We start from the raw sequence: 17249 nt of genomic DNA on the forward strand, positions 1-17249 counted from the left end.
GAGGATTAGCTCAGCTGGGAGAGCACCTGCCTTACAAGCAGGGGGTCGGCGGTTCGATCCCGTCATCCTCCACCATTATGTATTATAACAAAAGTTTATATCTCTTTTTATCGCGGGGTGGAGCAATGAGCGTTGCTTCGATGATTAATCTGCGAGTTGTCCCGACGGATTAGCTTCTTGATTAGGCTTTTAGAGGAAGGGACAGTCATATGCTAACTCAGCGCATGACAAAAACTATATACTTTCTATTATCGCGGGGTGGAGCAGTCTGGTAGCTCGTCGGGCTCATAACCCGAAGGTCGCAGGTTCAAATCCTGTCCCCGCAACCAAATTAAGGTCCCGTGGTGTAGCGGTTAACATGCCTGCCTGTCACGCAGGAGATCGCCGGTTCGATCCCGGTCGGGACCGCCATAATATTAAAACATGGCTCAGTAGCTCAGTCGGTAGAGCAAAGGACTGAAAATCCTTGTGTCGGCGGTTCGATTCCGTCCTGAGCCACCATTTAATATTCTATATTTATTTGTGCCGGTGTAGCTCAGTTGGTAGAGCATGCCGTTACAACAATGAATTGGCTTCTCTGGCGGCATGCGAGGAACATCGCAAGGTGTGACGAGCAACTGTTCAGGAGAGAAAAAAGAAGTATCTTCATATATTAATATGCCGGTGTAGCTCAGTTGGTAGAGCAACTGACTTGTAATCAGTAGGTCGTGGGTTCGACTCCTATCGCCGGCACCATTTTTTAATTAAATAGTGGAGGGGTAGCGAAGTGGCTAAACGCGGCGGACTGTAAATCCGCTCCCTCCGGGTTCGGCGGTTCGAATCCGTCCCCCTCCACCATTTTTAAAAAAGTAGTAACATTCTATAGTGTAGGGGTATAGTTTAAAGGTAGAACGAAGGTCTCCAAAACCTTTGGTGTGGGTTCGATTCCTACTACCCCTGCCAATATTATTATGGCGATTGTGGCGAAGTGGTTAACGCATCGGATTGTGGTTCCGACATTCGTGGGTTCGATTCCCATCAGTCGCCCCATTTTTTTATTTGGATATTAAGCAAACGTAAAATTCACTTAATAAATTTTTCAGAATATCCTCTTTCGGAGTTGCTCATGCAGCTTACTCGATGATGTATTTCATGATGATTAATCAATGGGCTATAGCCAAGTGGTAAGGCAACGGACTTTGACTCCGTCATTCGTAGGTTCGAATCCTGCTAGCCCAGCCATTTTATTTTTTTATTTAAAAGTATATTGCGGAAGTAGTTCAGTGGTAGAACACCACCTTGCCAAGGTGGGGGTCGCGGGTTCGAATCCCGTCTTCCGCTCCAACGGCGGCATAGCCAAGTGGTAAGGCAGAGGTCTGCAAAACCTTTACCACCGGTTCGAATCCGGTTGCCGCCTCCATTATACTTTTACAATAATCTATATGCCGGGGTGGCGGAACTGGCAGACGCACAGGACTTAAAATCCTGCGGTAGGTGACTACCGTACCGGTTCGATTCCGGTCCTCGGCATCCTTACTTTTGGATGTCTTTCATTTTATATTTGCCGGTGTGGCGGAATTGGCAGACGCGCACGACTCAAAATCGTGTTCCTCTGGAGTGTCGGTTCGACCCCGACCACCGGTATCATAAAAAACACTTCTATCTAATTAGAAGTGTTTTTTATTTTGTCTTCATTTATAATTTCATCCATAGTTCTATTTAACCCCCTTCGTAGATATTAATGAGTAAAACGAAGTGGAGGAATTCAAATGAGAGCAATCCTTTATAAAAAGTATGGTCCCCCCAATGTTCTTCAACTAAAAGAAGTAGAAAAACCCATTCCAAAGGATAATGAGATATTGGTAAAAGTAAAAGCAACAACTGTATCTGTAGCAGATATACGATCACGAAGTTTTACAGTTCCTCCACTATTTTGGCTGCCTGCCCGAATTACACTTGGTTTACGACAACCAAAAAAACAGATATTAGGGATGGAATTAGCTGGTGTAGTCGAGTCAATTGGAAGAAATGTTAAAAGGTTTAAGGAAGGTGACCAAGTTTTTGCAGCCACTCTTTCAGATTTTGGTGCGTATGCTGAGTATAAATGTTTATCAGAAGATGGCCCAGTAAGTATAAAACCTAATAACATAACTATGGAGGAGGCAGCTGCTATTCCAATTGGAGCTCGAACTGCATTGTTTTTTCTTAGAAAGGCTACTCTTAAGAAAGGAGATAAGATCCTAATCTATGGTGCATCAGGCAGTGTAGGAAGTTATGCAGTCCAGTTAGCTAAATATTTTGGTGCGAACGTAACTGGGGTATGCAGTACAACAAATTTAGATATGGTGAAAGCTCTAGGAGCAGATAAAGTAGTTGATTACACTAAGGAAGATCTTTCTAAGCTTGAGGGTACATATGATGTTATTTTTGAAGCAGTTAATAAGAGCTCATTTTCAACCTGGTTGGTGCTACTAAAAAGCGGCGGAACTTATATAAATGTCACGGAACCAATTCCAAGTTTTCAAATGGTATGGGCTAAGTTGACAGGTAATATTAATTTCATTATGAGTAGAAACTCACCTGAAACCAGTGAGGCTTTAGAATTCATCAAAGGACTTATCGAAAAAGGCAAATTGAAAGTAGCCATAGATAGATCCTACCCGTTTGAAGAGATCGTCGAAGCTCATAGGTATGTAGAGAAAGGGCACAAAAAAGGTAATGTCATAATAACAATAAAATAAAAAGTGCGATAAGGGGACAGGTTATCTGACCTAGACAAGTAGGTCTACTATTTTGATATGGAGCACTAGAAGGGAGACATTTCTACATGTTAGTACTCGAAACTGAGAGATTAAGTATGAGATGGGTAGAAGAAAGAGATTCAGAGTTTATTATGAGATTACTTAATGAACCAGGTTGGTTAAAATACATTGGGGATAAAGGAATACATACATTAGATGACGCAGTTGCATATATTAAGAACGGACCGCAGGCTATGTATGAACGGGAAGGATTTGGACTATTTGTAGCACAGTTAAAGGAAAATCATATTCCTATTGGCTTGTGTGGGTTGATTAAACGGGATGGACTTAAAGATGTTGATATCGGTTATGCAATTCTATCCGATTATCATTCAAAAGGCTATGCGTATGAGGCGGCAAGAGGTATGGTTGGGTACGCCAAAGAAATCGGGTTGAAGTGCATCGTAGCATTTACAACTAAAGATAATCAGCGCTCGTATAGACTCCTTGAAAAGCTCGGAATGAAGTTTGATTGCTTCGTAACGCTCCCAAATGATACAGTAGAATTAAAGAAATATGGGTTAGAATTATAACGAAGTAAAATTAACTATATCATATGAAAAACTGAGGTAAAAAATGGTAAAGAAAAACTTTAACAAATTAGATAAACTTCAAGTAATATTTGCGATATCTGCTGCTATATTAGCAGTAATCTCTTTTACATTTGAAGATTACTATTGGATGTTCAGGATAGTATATATTTTGCTAGCTTTAAATTTAATGACCTTTGCAGTACAAAGGCTTAAACAAACTAAAAATGCACCAATTTCTCTTTTGATTTTAGTTATGGCGGTATTAATTATTTTCTTATCAATTTTTCCTTAAAGACACTGAAAATTTATTGAAAGTAAAATGTATTTGATTCCCTCGAGCACAAAATACGTTCCTATTTTATACATTTCTCTTCTAAGATAGATTACATTCAATTGAGAATATCGACAGTTTTGCAAGCATACTTCAAATATATATCCAGACTACGATAAACCGACAAATAACATAAACTAAACAAAAAAGGCAGTGGATTTATCCTTTAAAATTACACTGCTTTTTGCGATACACTTACTATAATATGGTAATATAAGTAATGGAAATATTTAAGGGGGAAATGAATGAAAAATAAGTTAAGAAAATCCTCAACTGATAAGTCAATTGCTGGGGTTTGTGGAGGAATTGCTGAGTTTTTTGGTATATCCTCAACTGCAGTAAGACTTCTATTTATATTTTTACCTGGTAATATACTTATTTATTTAATTCTTACTAATACGATGACTGACAGCCCACCTAGTTTATATTAAATTTATTCGGAGATTAAAATTCTTCTTAGTACATATTCTTTTTTTTTTATAAAATCTTAATAGAATCTAGGGAAAAAAGCAGAGTGAGTAATAATCACTTTGCTTTTTTTGATTGATTTTTTTAGATCTAGTTTTAATATACAAGTCTGAAAAAGTTTTGTAGAACTAAATTAATAAGGGTCTAATCCCCTAATGTTAAAAAAGTGAAGATGAAAACAAAATAGTGCTATAAGAAAGCGTTTTCCTACGTGTGTATCGGTGATATATTTAGCCTGTAAGTAAATAAAACAGATATATGAAAGGGGTTTCAAGATGAAAAAAGGATTTAAGTTTCTTCTTACATTAGTTGCAATTATGTCTGTTCTTGTTGCTACTGCTTGTAGTGATTCGAGTGGAGGAAAAGCTGGAGTTAGTGTTGGTATCGTATTACCTACTAAAGATGAGCCAAGATGGGTTCAAGATGAAACTAGATTTAAAGATGCTTTAAAAGATTCAGAGTATACTACTGAAATCTTATTTTCTCAAGGATCTTCTGCTAAGGAAAAAGAGAACGTTGAAACTTTAATCAGTAAGGGAATCGATGTTTTAATTATCGCTCCTCATGATGGCACAGCTGCTGGTTCTGCGGTTGAAGCGGCTAAAAAAGAAGGAATCACTGTTATCGCATATGACCGTCTAATTACTGACACAGATGCAGTAGATTACTATGTTACATTTGACAGCGTTGCTGTAGGTGAGGCACAAGGACAATATTTAATTGAAAACACTAAAGGTACAGGCGTACCGTTGTATCTATATGCTGGTGCTGCTTCTGATAATAACGCATTTTTATTCTTTGAAGGTGCTTGGAAAGTACTACAACCGAAAATTGCTGATGGAACTTTTGTAATTGCAAACTCAAGTGAAGCAGTTGCATTACAAGACAAAGCTGAACTTACTCGTGATGAGTTAGGTAAAATTCTTGGTCAGGTTACTACAAACTGGGATCCAAACGAAGCTAAAAACAAAGCTCAAACACATTTAACAGCTGCTAGTGATGATTTAAAAGGTGATGTTGCAATTCTAGCTCCAAACGATGGAACTGCTCGTTCAATCGCTGACGTTTTTGCAACTGATGGCGCTATTTCAAGCTATGTAGTAACAGGTCAAGATGCTGAAAAAGCTTCTATCCAATATATAATTGACGGTAAACAGTCAATGACTGTATTCAAAGATGTTCGTACTTTAGTTACTGATGCTATGGGTATGGCTATTGATATTCTAGATGGCAAAACACCTGAAACAACTGGATCTTACAATAATGGTAGTGTAGATGTTAAAGCTAAACAAACTGACGTAATCGTAGTTAAACAAGATAACGTGAAGAGTGAACTTATTGATTCAGGTTACTATGAAGCAAGTGAGTTTACTGGATTAGAATAATAGATTAACTGATTTGAAGTAACAGTGTTAGGCGAGTGTCTAACACTTTACTTCATTGGTAAGGAGGCATAACGATGAGCGATTATATTTTAGAGATGAATCAGATATCGAAGGAATTTACAGGTGTGAAGGCGCTCTCTAATGTCAACTTCAAAGTTGAAAGAGGAGAAATCCACTGTTTAGTAGGAGAGAATGGTGCCGGTAAATCGACGCTTATGAAGGTGCTTAGTGGAGTGTATCCTTATGGAAATTATGAGGGAGATATTGTTTTTAACGGTAAGGTGCAACAGTTTAACAAAATAAGCGATAGCGTAGATGTAGGTATCGCGATTATTTATCAGGAACTGGCATTGTTCCCTGATTTATCTGTTTATGAAAATATATTTGTTGGTAATGAAATCCAGCGTGGTGGAGTTCTAGATTGGAACAAAGCTATTGTTAAATCAAAGGAAATGCTAGATAAGGTTAATTTGAAGGTAAATCCAGAAACATTAATTAAAGATTTAGGTGTAGGAAAACAACAACTAGTAGAAATTGCAAAAGCACTAAGCAAAGAAGTTAAGCTTCTCATATTAGATGAGCCAACTGCTGCGCTAAATGAGGACGATAGTGAAAACCTATTGCAGTTACTACGTGAGCTTAAAAAGCAAGGTATTACATCCATCATGATTTCGCACAAACTGAAGGAAGTCACAGCCATTGCAGACAAAATAACCGTTCTTCGGGATGGCGAAACAATTTGTACATTGGATGCATCAAAAGGCGAAATAAATGAAGCTGTCATAATAAAAAATATGGTTGGTCGCGAAATTGAAGATATTTATCCGAAGAGAGAGAAGAAGGAATTTGGTAAAAAGGTTCTTGAGTTAGTTAACTGGACTGCTTATGACCCTAAGTTAGGACGTAATGTAGCATCAGATGTTACGATTCATGTTAAGCAGGGCGAAATTGTAGGAATAGCCGGCTTAATGGGTTCAGGAAGGACAGAACTCGCACAAAGTATTTTTGGTAACTCAAAGAATTACAAGCTTCAAGGAGAATTGCTTCTTGAAGGAAAGCCTACCAATTTTAAGCATACCAGTGATGCGATTAAAGCTGGGATTGCTTATGTGACCGAAGATCGAAAAGGTGATGGCTTATTTTTACTACAAGATATCAAAAACAATATTTCAATAGGTAATTTAACAAGTATTGCTTCCAATGGGAAGGTTAATGAAAACGAAGAAATAAGAATTGCAGAGGAATATCGAGAATCATTGGGAATTAAAACCCCTTCCATACAACAGTTAGTGGGTAATTTAAGTGGTGGGAACCAACAAAAGGTTTCTTTAGGAAAATGGCTTTTTGTAGGACCGAAGCTGTTGATATTAGATGAGCCAACTCGTGGTATAGATGTTGGTGCTAAATTTGAAATTTACACAGTTATGAATGAACTGATTGATAGAGGCATGAGTATTATTATGATTTCATCTGAGCTTGGCGAAGTATTAGGAATGAGCGATCGTGTGTATGTAATGGCAGAAGGCGAAATCAAAGGTGAGTTGTCATCAGAGGAAGCGAATCAAGAAAAGATTATGCAACTCGCGACGCAATAGGAGGTAAACAATAATGAATCTGTTCAATGAAGCAAGGAATTTAATAAAAACGAATATTCGTGATTATGGGATGTACATTGCTCTAATTGTTATTATGGTCACTTTTACAATCTTAACTGATGGATTATTTCTCACATCCCGTAATATTAGTAATCTACTGGACTCCGCAGGTTATATAGCTGTATTAGCAGTCGGTGTTATGCTAGTTATCGTTATACGACATATTGACTTATCAATAGGATTTTTAGCTGGTTTTCTTGGGGCAATTGCAGCAATTTTATTGATGCAGTTCAATTTGCCAGTTTATATCGTGATACCAATCATTTTAATCCTTGGTATTTTGGCTGGTTCTGCTACTGGTTTTCTTGTAGCTAAAGTTGGAATCCCAGCCTTTGTTGCCACACTAGCGGGTTGGCTTATATATAGAGGAGCAATTCTATTAGTAACAGAAAAATCAGGAACAATTAATGTTAACAATGACGCATTTAATGCGATAGGTAACGGATATATTCCTTCGATTATGGAAGTTGGAGGCCTACATTTACTTTCGTTGATTCTCGGAGCACTGGCAATCGTATTTTATGTGTATAGTGCAATTTCAAATCGAAGAAACAAAGTGAAATATAATTTTAGCGTTGTTTCAAGTCCGCTGTTCGTAATACAATTGGTATTTGTTTCAGCAATAATTGCTTATATTACATGGCTTTTAGCAGGTTATAATGGATTCTCTTGGACAGTTATTATCATCCTTCTTGTTGTTCTTGTGTATCATTTCATTACTACAAAAACAGTTTTAGGTAGACATATTTATGCAGTTGGTAGTAACCCAGAAGCTGCTCACTTAACAGGGATCAGTGTTAGTAAAATAACTTTCCTTGTGTTTGGTTCAATGGGTATGCTTTCAGCTTTATCAGGTATTCTGTTCACATCTCGTTTACAAGCAGCTACAACAACGGCTGGTACATTATTTGAAATGGATGCAATTGCTGCAGCATTCGTTGGTGGTGTATCTGCTGCAGGTGGCGTTGGTAAAGTAACAGGAGCTGTTATAGGAGCATTAGTTATGGCTACACTAACAAACGGTATGAACTTGATGGGTGTAGGTATTGCCCCTCAATATATCATTCGTGGCGGAGTACTTACTCTAGCAGTTATCTTTGATGTAATGACTCGTAGACAAAGAGCTTAATGATTTGGGGATGGGGAAAAGTTGGCCTTTGTCTTTATGTGTATGAATGTAAACAAAAACCACCGATATAAAAAGACACTTCTTATTAACTGAGAAGTGTTTTTTAATTGACATTCTAAAATAGTATTCAAAAACTCGCCACGTTATATCAACGTGGCGAGTTCTTTTTTATTTAAACAAATCCATAAGTAAATCCCAAAATCCCTTTTCTTCTTGAGTTTTCGCTTTCTTCGTTTCTTGTTCTTCTTTCTTAATTGCCCCCGTTTTTATGACGAACTGAACAGAGTAGACATCTTTGTTTTTAGGTGAAACAAATGAAACCGGTTGGAAGTCAGATTTATCATATTCGGAGATCGTTTGATTGATTTCATCTTCCATTTGCTCTGGTAAGTCTTTGGTTTCTTCGTATAGCTCATTTGTTCCATCATGGAGCTTGCCAACACCATTTGCTAATTCATCAGTTCCATCTGATAAATCAACAATGCCTGAATGTAGATCGTTGTAGGAGTCGGTTAATGTGCTTACTCCATCTGTATAACTTACGAGTCCAGTATGAAACTCTCGATAATTAGCAGATAGAGTTGCTATTCCTTTTTGTAGTTCACCTAATGCACTCAAATCCATATCCTCAAGAGAGGTAGAAAGTTCATTTGCTGTAAAGGTGAGCGAGCCACTCATCTCCTTTAAAGCTCCACTAGTTTTGGTTAATGATGGTTCCACCGCTTCAAAAGCTTCTTTTGTCACGGAGTAGGTTGCTTTTATTTTTTGTGCGGCTCCATAAAATGCAAGCAAACGATCTAATACGCCCTTATTGGCACCACTCGCATATAATCCAGCAATCTCTTCATCTGAAACCTGTTGTTCAGGTACACCAGCAATGGCGCTATCTAATGCCGAATATGCTTGTGAGTAGCTTTCCTGTAACTTCGTTAATCCATTTGCTGTATCTGTAAGACCTTTTGCTAATTGAGTTAGTCCTGCCGGTAATTCAGCTAACTTAGTAAGATCCATTTCTTCCGAATTTGAAGTAAGGGAAGTACTAATTGTTTTTAAGGCATCCCCAATTGAATTTGAAGCAGTAACAATTTTGGTGGATGCGCCATCGATTTCGTTCATTCCGTTTCGATATTGAGCCGAGCCATCTCTTAGTGATGAGACACCGTTATTTAATTGAATAACTCCATCCTCTAACTCAGCAACTCCGTTATTAACATCCCTGATAGCATTTGATAATGTTGCCATGGCATCTGTCATATTCCCCATTTCCGATGTGTCGATAGGGAGTGTGGAAGGAATAGCGGCAATATCAACACCCTGGAACTCAAAATTTTCAACATCTGCTTCAACACTAAATTCTTCGTTTTCACCAGGCATTACTGTAAAGGTAATTTGTTTATTTTTTCCTGCATTAGCAACCATGCCACCTGAGGCTACAATATTTTCATAGTTATTTGGCAGCTGCAATGAAACCTGTAATAAGTAATTTTCATAAAAGACTTTATCAACAGCGTTATTGGCAGATGTCTTGATTATAATTTCAAGATGACCATTCTGGCCAGCGAGCTCAGCAGGTGCTATTTTTTGTCGATCTAATAAATATGAAATTGAAATCTCCCATGGCAGTTCTGTATCTTTATTCATATTTCCTTGGTAGTAAAATTTTCCCTCTGGAGCATTAATTCGAACATTTTGGCTTTCTTGAGTTAATTCTGATAAATCAGTCAGGTTCTTTAAGCTAGTATATACTCCATAATCGAAAATCTCTCCTGCCTTCGCAACATCTAACGTGTTTACGACATAGATTTCTTCTAAAGCACCAGTGGCATGTAACGTTGCATACACCACTTCATCCTTAGAAGAGAGTTTCCCTTCTACAGTTTCAGCATTCACTCGTTCTGTCGAATCGGCTTTCACAAGAAATGAAGGCAAGAGTAAGAAAACAGCCATCATAACTAGTAGTACTTGTTTTTTTCTCATCATCATTTCTCCTCATAATAATTTGCTTGATATGTGGTTTTCTTGATTAATTTATCGAATACCACGAGCAATGCTGGTAATAGAAGGACAACCATTACAAAGGCGAGTAAAGCACCTCTTCCTAGCAATAAACCAATCGAAGAAACAATCGGATTTGAAGACGTAATCCATAAAATAAATCCAACACTGGATAAAATTGCGGCCGAAATGGAAATGGAGAAAGTTTTTTGATCCAATGTTTTCATGATTGCTTTTAAAGCAGGCAATTCTTTGCGGTTATGCTGATACTCTTCCGTTAATAAAATGGCATAATCCACCGTAGCTGCGAGCTGAACAGTACTAACAATTAAATATCCTACAAAAACCAATGATGAATTTGTAAAGTAGGGTATTGATAAGTTAATCCAAACCGAAGACTGAATAGTTAACAGCAGTACAACTGGAAACGAAATTGATTTAAAGGTTACCAATAACACCAAGGCGATCGTCCCGATTGTCAATGTATTAACAACAATATTATCTCGTGTTACAGTTGTTTTAATATCGAAGAGGGTTACACTTTCACCTAAGCTAAGTGCTTTATCTCCATAATAATTCTCTGCAGTTTTCTGTACCTTTTCCACTATTCCGAAGGGAATTTCACCTTCAGTACCCTGATTAGTGTTAATGATAATTCGACTATAATTTTTGGAATAAAATTCATTCGTAACGGATTCATCTAAATATTCTGGTGGAATCACAGATCCAACCATATTTACATATGCGATTACACTTGTTACATAGTCAAGCTCTCCTAATTCATTAACTAGATCTGTCTCCTTTGCAACCTCACCTCTAGGTACTAAAAGCACTAATGGTGTTGCTTCACCAAACGCTTCTTTAATTTTGACGAAGTCACTTCCTGCACGAGAGGATTCAGGTAATTCACCTAGACCATATGTAAAGGATGTATTGGATTGTGCCAAGAAGGCAGGAATTAGAATTGCACCTACAATAATTAAGCTAGGAATGCGTAGCTTTAGCATAAACTTTCCAATTCCAGCGAAGCTCGGCACAAAGCTTTTATGATCTGTTTTATCAATCCATTTGTATAACCATAAAGTTAATGCTGGTAAAAATATCATGACACTTACAAAGCTTAAAACAATTCCTTTTACTAAATTCAAGCCAAGATCTGAACCAATTTCAAAATTCATAAACGTAAGTGCAATGAATCCGAAAAAGGTAGTGGCTGCACTTGCAGTAATAGCGGGGAAAGATTTCTTCATCGCTAACTGCATAGCTTCTTCTGGATTATTAGTTGTTTTCCGGTAGTCGTTAAAACTATGAAGAAGAAAAACTGCATAATCAAGTGAAACGGCCAATTGTAAGATTGGAGCAACTGATTGAGTTACGAAGGAAACCTCTCCAATAAATATATTAGTTCCTAAGTTTATTAAAACAGAAACACCAATAGCGGTTAGAAATAATAGTGGTTCTATCCAAGAAGTAGTAGAGATGACGAGTATGAAAATAATAATGGGAACTAATAATATAGCGGCATAAAGAGACTCATTTCCAGCCATTTTCTGCGAGGTGGCAGTGTTGATCGCTTCCCCGGCAATAGCCCCGTTTTCTCCAATTAATTCATAAATGGCGTCTGTTATTTCAACCTCATCACCAGCGCGCACACCGATGGTAAACAGTGCATTTCCATTTTTATAATAAGTTTCTACAGTCTCCTCGTCAGCCATTTCCAGGGGAGTTTTTAAATCAATTACGTCATCCAACCAAAGCACATCGGAGACACCGTCTATAGCTGACAATTCATCTTTATACGTGAGAGCTTCCTGTAAGGTTACATCAGGTATCATAACCCTTGTGTTTGGCACGGAAGCTTTGAACTCATTTTCCATCACATCGAGTGCTTGTGTTGATTGGGCATCATCTGGCAAGTAATCAACCATATTGTAATTCACTGACACGAAAAACTGTGCCACTGTCGACAACACGGCAATTATTGCAAATGCAATAACAACAGCTTTCTTCTGTTTTATGATACGTGCTGCAATATTTATCTCTATTCATCCTCTCTAAGGTTTCGGAATTTCACCTTATCATTATATAAACACAGTGCTGGGTATTCAACATACAATTTACTACATAATGTTTGTTTCCCAACAGATTATTGCATTATGTTGTTTAACTTGCTAAATTCAATAGTAAGATAGGAGGAATAAAAATTTGAGTGCAAAAATGGATAGACGCAAACAATATACACAAATGGTTTTAAAAGATAGTCTTATGAAACTTTTAAAAGAGAAACCAATATCAAGTATTACCATAAAAGAAATTTGTGAGTTAGCTGATATCAATCGGTCTACATTTTATTCTCATTTTTCGGATCAATACGATCTACTTAATTCAATTGAGGATGAATTTATTGAGGGTATGGTGAGTACACTTAGCAAATATAACTTTTCAAGTGAAGAAGAAGCTTTGCAAATGACAGTGAAAACCTTGGAACATGTTGCAGAAAATAGTGATGTTTGTCAAACACTTCTAAGCGAGAATAGTGATATTCATTTCCAAAAAAAAGGTATGACGATTACACAGAAATTTATATTTAAGAATTGGCTTACCGATAGTAGTTATGACAAGGAGACCTTAGAGTACATAAACCTGTTTGTAGTAAGTGGTACGATGCATGTGATAAAAAATTGGTTAGCAAATGAAAAGAACAAATCTCCTCGGGAAATGGCTGAAATTATCCATGCTTTCGTAAACAAAGGATTATCTGAGATGAGATAAGTTAACATGTTCCTGGATCGGAAATCACTAACTATTGCGATTCATCTTTACTAAGTGAGCCAAATTTGAACGAAAATAATAAATGGAAATAAAATTAAAATTATCTATTATTTGTAAGGGATTTCTATATAATAGATTAAGATAAAGCATTATGGAGATATCTATGATGCTTTATTTTAGTAGCTCAAAGATGGGGGAGAAATTTGAATGTCTAATGATAATGAGGTTGTAATCGATAATGGAAAACAAAATGAACCAAAAGTGAAAGTCGAAAGAAAAGAAGGGGAACCGACTGCTGCTTTTAAGGGTGCTTCATGGGCAGCGTTGGTAGTAGGTGTTGCTGCCTATCTTATTGGTTTGTTTAATGCAGCAATGGAGTTAAACGAAAAAGGCTACTACTTTGCTGTTTTAGTATTTGGTCTATATGCTTCTGTATCGTTACAAAAGGCAGTACGCGACAAAGAAGAGGGAATTCCGGTTACTGGTATTTATTACGGAATTAGTTGGTTTGCACTTATTGTATCAATTTCTTTAATGGCCATTGGTTTATACAATGCGGGGAGTATTGTTTTAAGTGAAAAAGGATTTTATGGAATGTCATTTGTTCTTAGCTTATTTGCAGCTATAACTGTTCAAAAGAATATAAGAGATACGCAGAGGGCAAGAGAACGGGAGTAGGGAGTAAGCTATTTTGTTACGATGGTGTTAATCCAAGGATAGGATTAACACCTATTTTAATTTGAAAATCTAAATGTATTTGTATAGATGCAGAGGAAACCAGTTCTAAAGGTCTTGATAAATGCTTCTTAAAAAAATAAAAGGCTGTTGACAAGAAATGTGTATTAACCATATAATACAAGCATAAGGTGTATTACATGGTTAGTACATGTTAAAAAGTTGATTTGATCTATTTTTTTATAAATAGTGTATCATCCACATAATACACATAAACTTTTCAAGGGATGTATTTTTTTATTTGTACTGTATTAATTGGTTAATACAGTATTACACTCACATTTAGGAGTTGGGTCTATGGATGTAAAGTTTAATAATCGGGATCCGGTTTATGTACAAGTAATTAGGTATTTTAAAGAGAAAATTTCAACAGGTGTATTTGAACCTGGTGAAGAGATTCCGTCTAGAAGAGAATTAGCAAGCAAGATGAAGATTAATCCGAATACAGCTCAACGAGCATATAAAGAAATGGAGGAACAAGGGTTGATTTTTACCGAAGGAAATTTGCCTAGCCGTATAACAAAGGATGAACAAGTTTTGAGAATGGTACGAGAGGAACTGATTTTAGAGGCAGTTGACACATTCGTTTTCTCAGTCCGGTCTATAAACGTACCTTTAGATGAAGTGTTGAATTTAGTGAAAAGAGAGTACGAAAGGGAAAGTAATTAATAGGGGGTATATATGTGATTGAAGTAAAAGATGTAAGAAAAAAGTTTGGTAGGAAGCAAGTTCTAAAGGGTGTTTCCTTTACAGCCGAAAAAGGAAAGATTACTTGTTTAATTGGGATAAATGGAGTTGGAAAGACAACGGTTATGAAGGCAATAATGGCATTAACCCCATTTGATAGTGGTGAAATCCTTATAGATGGTGAAAAGTTAAGCAAAAAGAGCTATGAAAAAATTACTTTTATTCCTGATACCATCACAATGCTTCCACAAATGAAAATAAAAGAGGCGTTTACGTTTATGAATGATTTCTATGATTGTTGGAATCAGAAACGAGCAGACGAACTTCTCCAGTTTTTTAAACTAAAAGAAACTGACCGAATTTCCGAATTATCGAAGGGTAACACAGCAAAAGTGAACTTGTTACTTGGTTTAGCAATGGATGTAGATTATATCTTAATGGATGAGCCGTTTTCAGGTATTGATATATTTAGCCGTGAACAAATTGCCGATGCTTTTACAAGTCATTTAATGGAGGATCGTGGTGTCATAATTACTACTCATGAAATTAATGATATTGAACATTTAATTGATAAGGTAGTTTTATTAGATAACGGCGAAGTTTTAAAAGAATTTGAGACAGAAGATGTTAGAGAGAATGAAGGGAAATCAGTAATCGATGTAATGAGAGAGGTGTACCAGGCATGAATCGTTATTTAAAATTGGTTAATTTCGAATTTACCCGTTTTTTAAATTTATATTTAGTATTAATGGGGATTACGATTGTTTCTCAACTAGTTGGAATGATTTATGAATCACGAAAATATATGGGGCGAGCAAATGAACAAATTTACAAGGAATTACTTCCAGTCAGCGATTTCTTAGATTCATATGGAGAAATGTCCTTTGTACATTATTCACAGACAATTTGGTTTATGGGACCAGTAGTAGTATGCGGAATAGTATTAATGATTTACGTGTTTTTCATTTGGTATCGTGATTGGCTTGGGAAAAATACGTTTAGTTATCGTTTGTTAGTACTACCTACAGAACGTATTAATATCTATTTAGCAAAGGCAACAGCAATATTGCTATTTGTTTTGGGATTCATAGCATTACAGTTACTATTAATACCAGTAGAAAGCCAAATTTTAAAATGGATGATACCAAACGAATTTCGTATGGATCTATCGATAAATGAAATTACTAGTATATATTTCTTGGCGATTTTGTTCCCGAAAAGTTTTATAGAATTTATTTTATACTACGGTACTGGTATGGCAGCAGTATTTATTGCCTTCACGGCTATCATGTTTGAACGCTCTTATCGTTTAAAGGGAATTTTATATGCCATTCTCTATATTGCTGTAGCTGCTTTCGTCTTTTTAGCACCACTATTAGTTAATGCTTTTATTCTTGAAGACTATTTTTATACACACGAACTATTTTTTATGGAACTGGGAACCGGTTTACTTGTTTTGGCTGGTACCATTTGGACAGGTAATTTCCTCATAAAAAATAAAATAAGGGTGTAAAGGGAGGCTGCAACATGAAACGATATTGGAAAATAGTCACGCTTTGTATTGTAACAGTGATCGTTATTGGAAGTTTCTATATACAATCTGGTATGGCTGCAGATGAAAGTATACAAATTGAATTTGAAAAAGTAAGTGGAAATGAAGATGAAGTGAAAAAAATAAATATGTATGGCAGTTATGAAAATGGAAGTATATATAAATCCTTACAAATATCTAAAAAAGAAACAATTAGTCTCGAAAATAGATCACCTCTAGAACAAATGATTAGTAATATCAATTCGCCAGTTTTTGAAAAATTAATAGAGGCGCATAAGAGTTTTATGCGTGGTAAAGATACAATGCCTAATTACTTTTATGAAGATGAAGGTACTCTAGCATACGCAAGTATTGAAAGAGATGGTTATTATGAAACGGCAAAGTCTTCCTTTGATATTGAGGTGTTAGATAAAAAGTCTGGAGAAACATCTACCATTCAAATGGATTTACCTAAAAGTAAAAAGAATAGCTGGATAGATGTTGTAGATGTCCAGGTTGTAAAAGGAGAGTTGAAGGTCTTCACACAAGAGTTTTCGAATGACGATAGAAACAATGATGAGTTCAACGTATACACATTTAATATTAAAGATAATAAATTACTTTCAACTGAATTAATACTTACTGCACCAACTGTAGAAAATGGATGGTCAGACATAAGAATAAAGAATGATTATTTCTCTATTCGACCTGAAAAATACATTTTTATTGAAATTATGGGTTATAAAGATGGCAGTACTCAAGGCGAATATGAAATGGCCTATGAATCAGAGGTGGTTTCTACTGATTACGCTATATACAATGTAGAAAATAATAAGCTAGAAAAATTAGTAGTACCAGAAGAACTATTAGAGCAAGTAGGTGCTGCGTCAATCTTTGGTTCTACAATTTTTATTCCCACTCATACGGCTACTGGTTTAGAGGTTAGCCAATATGATATTGAAACTGAGAAATGGGGCAAGGTACAAAAATTTGATATAGTACTTTCGGAGAATGGCGACGAATCACCCTACTTGAAGTTAATGAATGGTAAAGTGTATGCCGTTCAGAAAATTGAGAAAGGACATTCCTTATTTATAGGTGATTTAAAAACCGGGGACATTCTTTATGAAGGCAAACTGAAGGTGAAAAATAGTAAAGCCGATCAAAAGGAATATCGTTTATATATTCATGAGATAGAGGATATTTACTAGAACTAGTAACGGTAGTAAGGGTGGACAAGGTGGGAAT

Annotated in this window: 15 protein-coding genes and 12 tRNA genes; 25 read left to right on the forward strand and 2 right to left on the reverse strand. The window is 36.3% G+C overall.

Annotation, left to right across the window (positions count from 1 at the left end; genetic code table 11):
• Positions 1–252: 252 nt before the first annotated feature.
• From AB3M96_RS06160 to AB3M96_RS06250, 19 genes are all read left to right on the forward strand, one after another.
• Positions 253–329: transfer RNA gene (locus tag AB3M96_RS06160), tRNA-Met, on the forward strand.
• A gap of 6 nt (positions 330–335) precedes the next feature.
• Positions 336–411: transfer RNA gene (locus tag AB3M96_RS06165), tRNA-Asp, on the forward strand.
• 14 nt (positions 412–425) lie between these two features.
• Positions 426–501, forward strand: a tRNA-Phe gene (locus AB3M96_RS06170).
• Positions 502–659: 158 nt separating this feature from the next.
• A tRNA-Thr gene (locus AB3M96_RS06175) sits at positions 660–735 on the forward strand.
• 17 nt (positions 736–752) lie between these two features.
• Positions 753–837: transfer RNA gene (locus AB3M96_RS06180), tRNA-Tyr, on the forward strand.
• Between the two features lie 31 nt (positions 838–868).
• A tRNA-Trp gene (locus AB3M96_RS06185) sits at positions 869–942 on the forward strand.
• A gap of 11 nt (positions 943–953) precedes the next feature.
• Positions 954–1029, forward strand: a tRNA-His gene (locus AB3M96_RS06190).
• 117 nt (positions 1030–1146) lie between these two features.
• Positions 1147–1221, forward strand: a tRNA-Gln gene (locus tag AB3M96_RS06195).
• Between the two features lie 27 nt (positions 1222–1248).
• A tRNA-Gly gene (locus tag AB3M96_RS06200) sits at positions 1249–1323 on the forward strand.
• Positions 1324–1325: 2 nt separating this feature from the next.
• Positions 1326–1399 (forward strand) — tRNA-Cys (locus AB3M96_RS06205).
• 24 nt (positions 1400–1423) lie between these two features.
• A tRNA-Leu gene (locus AB3M96_RS06210) sits at positions 1424–1509 on the forward strand.
• 33 nt (positions 1510–1542) lie between these two features.
• Positions 1543–1623 (forward strand) — tRNA-Leu (locus AB3M96_RS06215).
• A 125-nt stretch (positions 1624–1748) separates the two neighbouring features.
• A complete protein-coding gene (locus AB3M96_RS06220) occupies positions 1749–2720 on the forward strand; it encodes an NAD(P)-dependent alcohol dehydrogenase (protein WP_412966714.1) in 972 nt (323 codons plus the stop codon).
• Positions 2721–2806: 86 nt separating this feature from the next.
• Positions 2807–3313 carry a GNAT family N-acetyltransferase gene (locus AB3M96_RS06225; RefSeq protein ID WP_412966715.1) on the forward strand — a complete coding sequence of 169 codons (507 nt, stop codon included), beginning with the start codon at positions 2807–2809 and terminating at the stop codon, positions 3311–3313.
• Positions 3314–3356: 43 nt separating this feature from the next.
• Entirely contained in the window at positions 3357–3605 is a 249-nt protein-coding gene (locus AB3M96_RS06230) for a hypothetical protein (protein WP_412966716.1), read from the forward strand.
• 284 nt (positions 3606–3889) lie between these two features.
• Positions 3890–4075, forward strand: a complete 186-nt coding sequence (locus AB3M96_RS06235) for a PspC domain-containing protein (RefSeq protein WP_412966717.1) — start codon at positions 3890–3892, stop codon at positions 4073–4075.
• A 312-nt stretch (positions 4076–4387) separates the two neighbouring features.
• Positions 4388–5497: a sugar ABC transporter substrate-binding protein gene (locus AB3M96_RS06240; RefSeq protein ID WP_412966718.1), complete on the forward strand. Its 1110-nt coding sequence runs from the start codon at positions 4388–4390 to the stop codon at positions 5495–5497.
• Between the two features lie 74 nt (positions 5498–5571).
• The gene (locus AB3M96_RS06245; protein WP_412966719.1) at positions 5572–7092 is read left to right on the forward strand and encodes an ATP-binding cassette domain-containing protein; all 1521 of its coding nucleotides are present in this window, start codon (positions 5572–5574) and stop codon (positions 7090–7092) included.
• A gap of 13 nt (positions 7093–7105) precedes the next feature.
• Positions 7106–8281, forward strand: a complete 1176-nt coding sequence (locus AB3M96_RS06250; RefSeq protein ID WP_412966720.1) for a sugar ABC transporter permease — start codon at positions 7106–7108, stop codon at positions 8279–8281.
• A gap of 168 nt (positions 8282–8449) precedes the next feature.
• On the opposite strand, the gene AB3M96_RS06255 is transcribed toward AB3M96_RS06250, so the two are convergent.
• On the reverse strand, positions 8450–10258 hold the full coding sequence (locus AB3M96_RS06255; RefSeq protein WP_412966721.1) for a YhgE/Pip domain-containing protein: 1809 nt from the start codon (positions 10256–10258) through the stop codon (positions 8450–8452).
• A gap of 2 nt (positions 10259–10260) precedes the next feature.
• On the reverse strand, positions 10261–12204 hold the full coding sequence (locus AB3M96_RS06260; RefSeq protein WP_412966942.1) for an efflux RND transporter permease subunit: 1944 nt from the start codon (positions 12202–12204) through the stop codon (positions 10261–10263).
• A gap of 277 nt (positions 12205–12481) precedes the next feature.
• Between AB3M96_RS06260 and AB3M96_RS06265 the strand changes: the two genes are divergently transcribed.
• The 6 genes from AB3M96_RS06265 to AB3M96_RS06290 all read left to right on the forward strand — a co-directional run bounded on the left by AB3M96_RS06265 (position 12482) and on the right by AB3M96_RS06290 (position 17212).
• Positions 12482–13048 carry a TetR/AcrR family transcriptional regulator gene (locus tag AB3M96_RS06265; protein ID WP_412966722.1) on the forward strand — a complete coding sequence of 189 codons (567 nt, stop codon included), beginning with the start codon at positions 12482–12484 and terminating at the stop codon, positions 13046–13048.
• Between the two features lie 207 nt (positions 13049–13255).
• The gene (yiaA, locus tag AB3M96_RS06270) at positions 13256–13726 is read left to right on the forward strand and encodes an inner membrane protein YiaA (protein ID WP_412966723.1); all 471 of its coding nucleotides are present in this window, start codon (positions 13256–13258) and stop codon (positions 13724–13726) included.
• Positions 13727–14080: 354 nt separating this feature from the next.
• Positions 14081–14452, forward strand: coding sequence for a GntR family transcriptional regulator (locus AB3M96_RS06275; protein ID WP_412966724.1), 372 nt, complete (start codon positions 14081–14083; stop codon positions 14450–14452).
• A 14-nt stretch (positions 14453–14466) separates the two neighbouring features.
• A complete protein-coding gene (locus AB3M96_RS06280) occupies positions 14467–15156 on the forward strand; it encodes an ABC transporter ATP-binding protein (RefSeq protein ID WP_412966725.1) in 690 nt (229 codons plus the stop codon).
• Positions 15153–15983, forward strand: coding sequence for a hypothetical protein (locus tag AB3M96_RS06285; protein WP_412966726.1), 831 nt, complete (start codon positions 15153–15155; stop codon positions 15981–15983). The genes AB3M96_RS06280 and AB3M96_RS06285 overlap by 4 nt, the downstream gene beginning before the upstream one ends.
• A gap of 14 nt (positions 15984–15997) precedes the next feature.
• On the forward strand, positions 15998–17212 hold the full coding sequence (locus AB3M96_RS06290; protein WP_412966727.1) for a hypothetical protein: 1215 nt from the start codon (positions 15998–16000) through the stop codon (positions 17210–17212).
• Positions 17213–17249 lie beyond the last annotated feature (37 nt).

It is taken from the genome of Ferdinandcohnia jepli (assembly GCF_047246645.1).
In the GTDB taxonomy this organism is placed as follows: domain Bacteria; phylum Bacillota; class Bacilli; order Bacillales; family Bacillaceae_L; genus Ferdinandcohnia.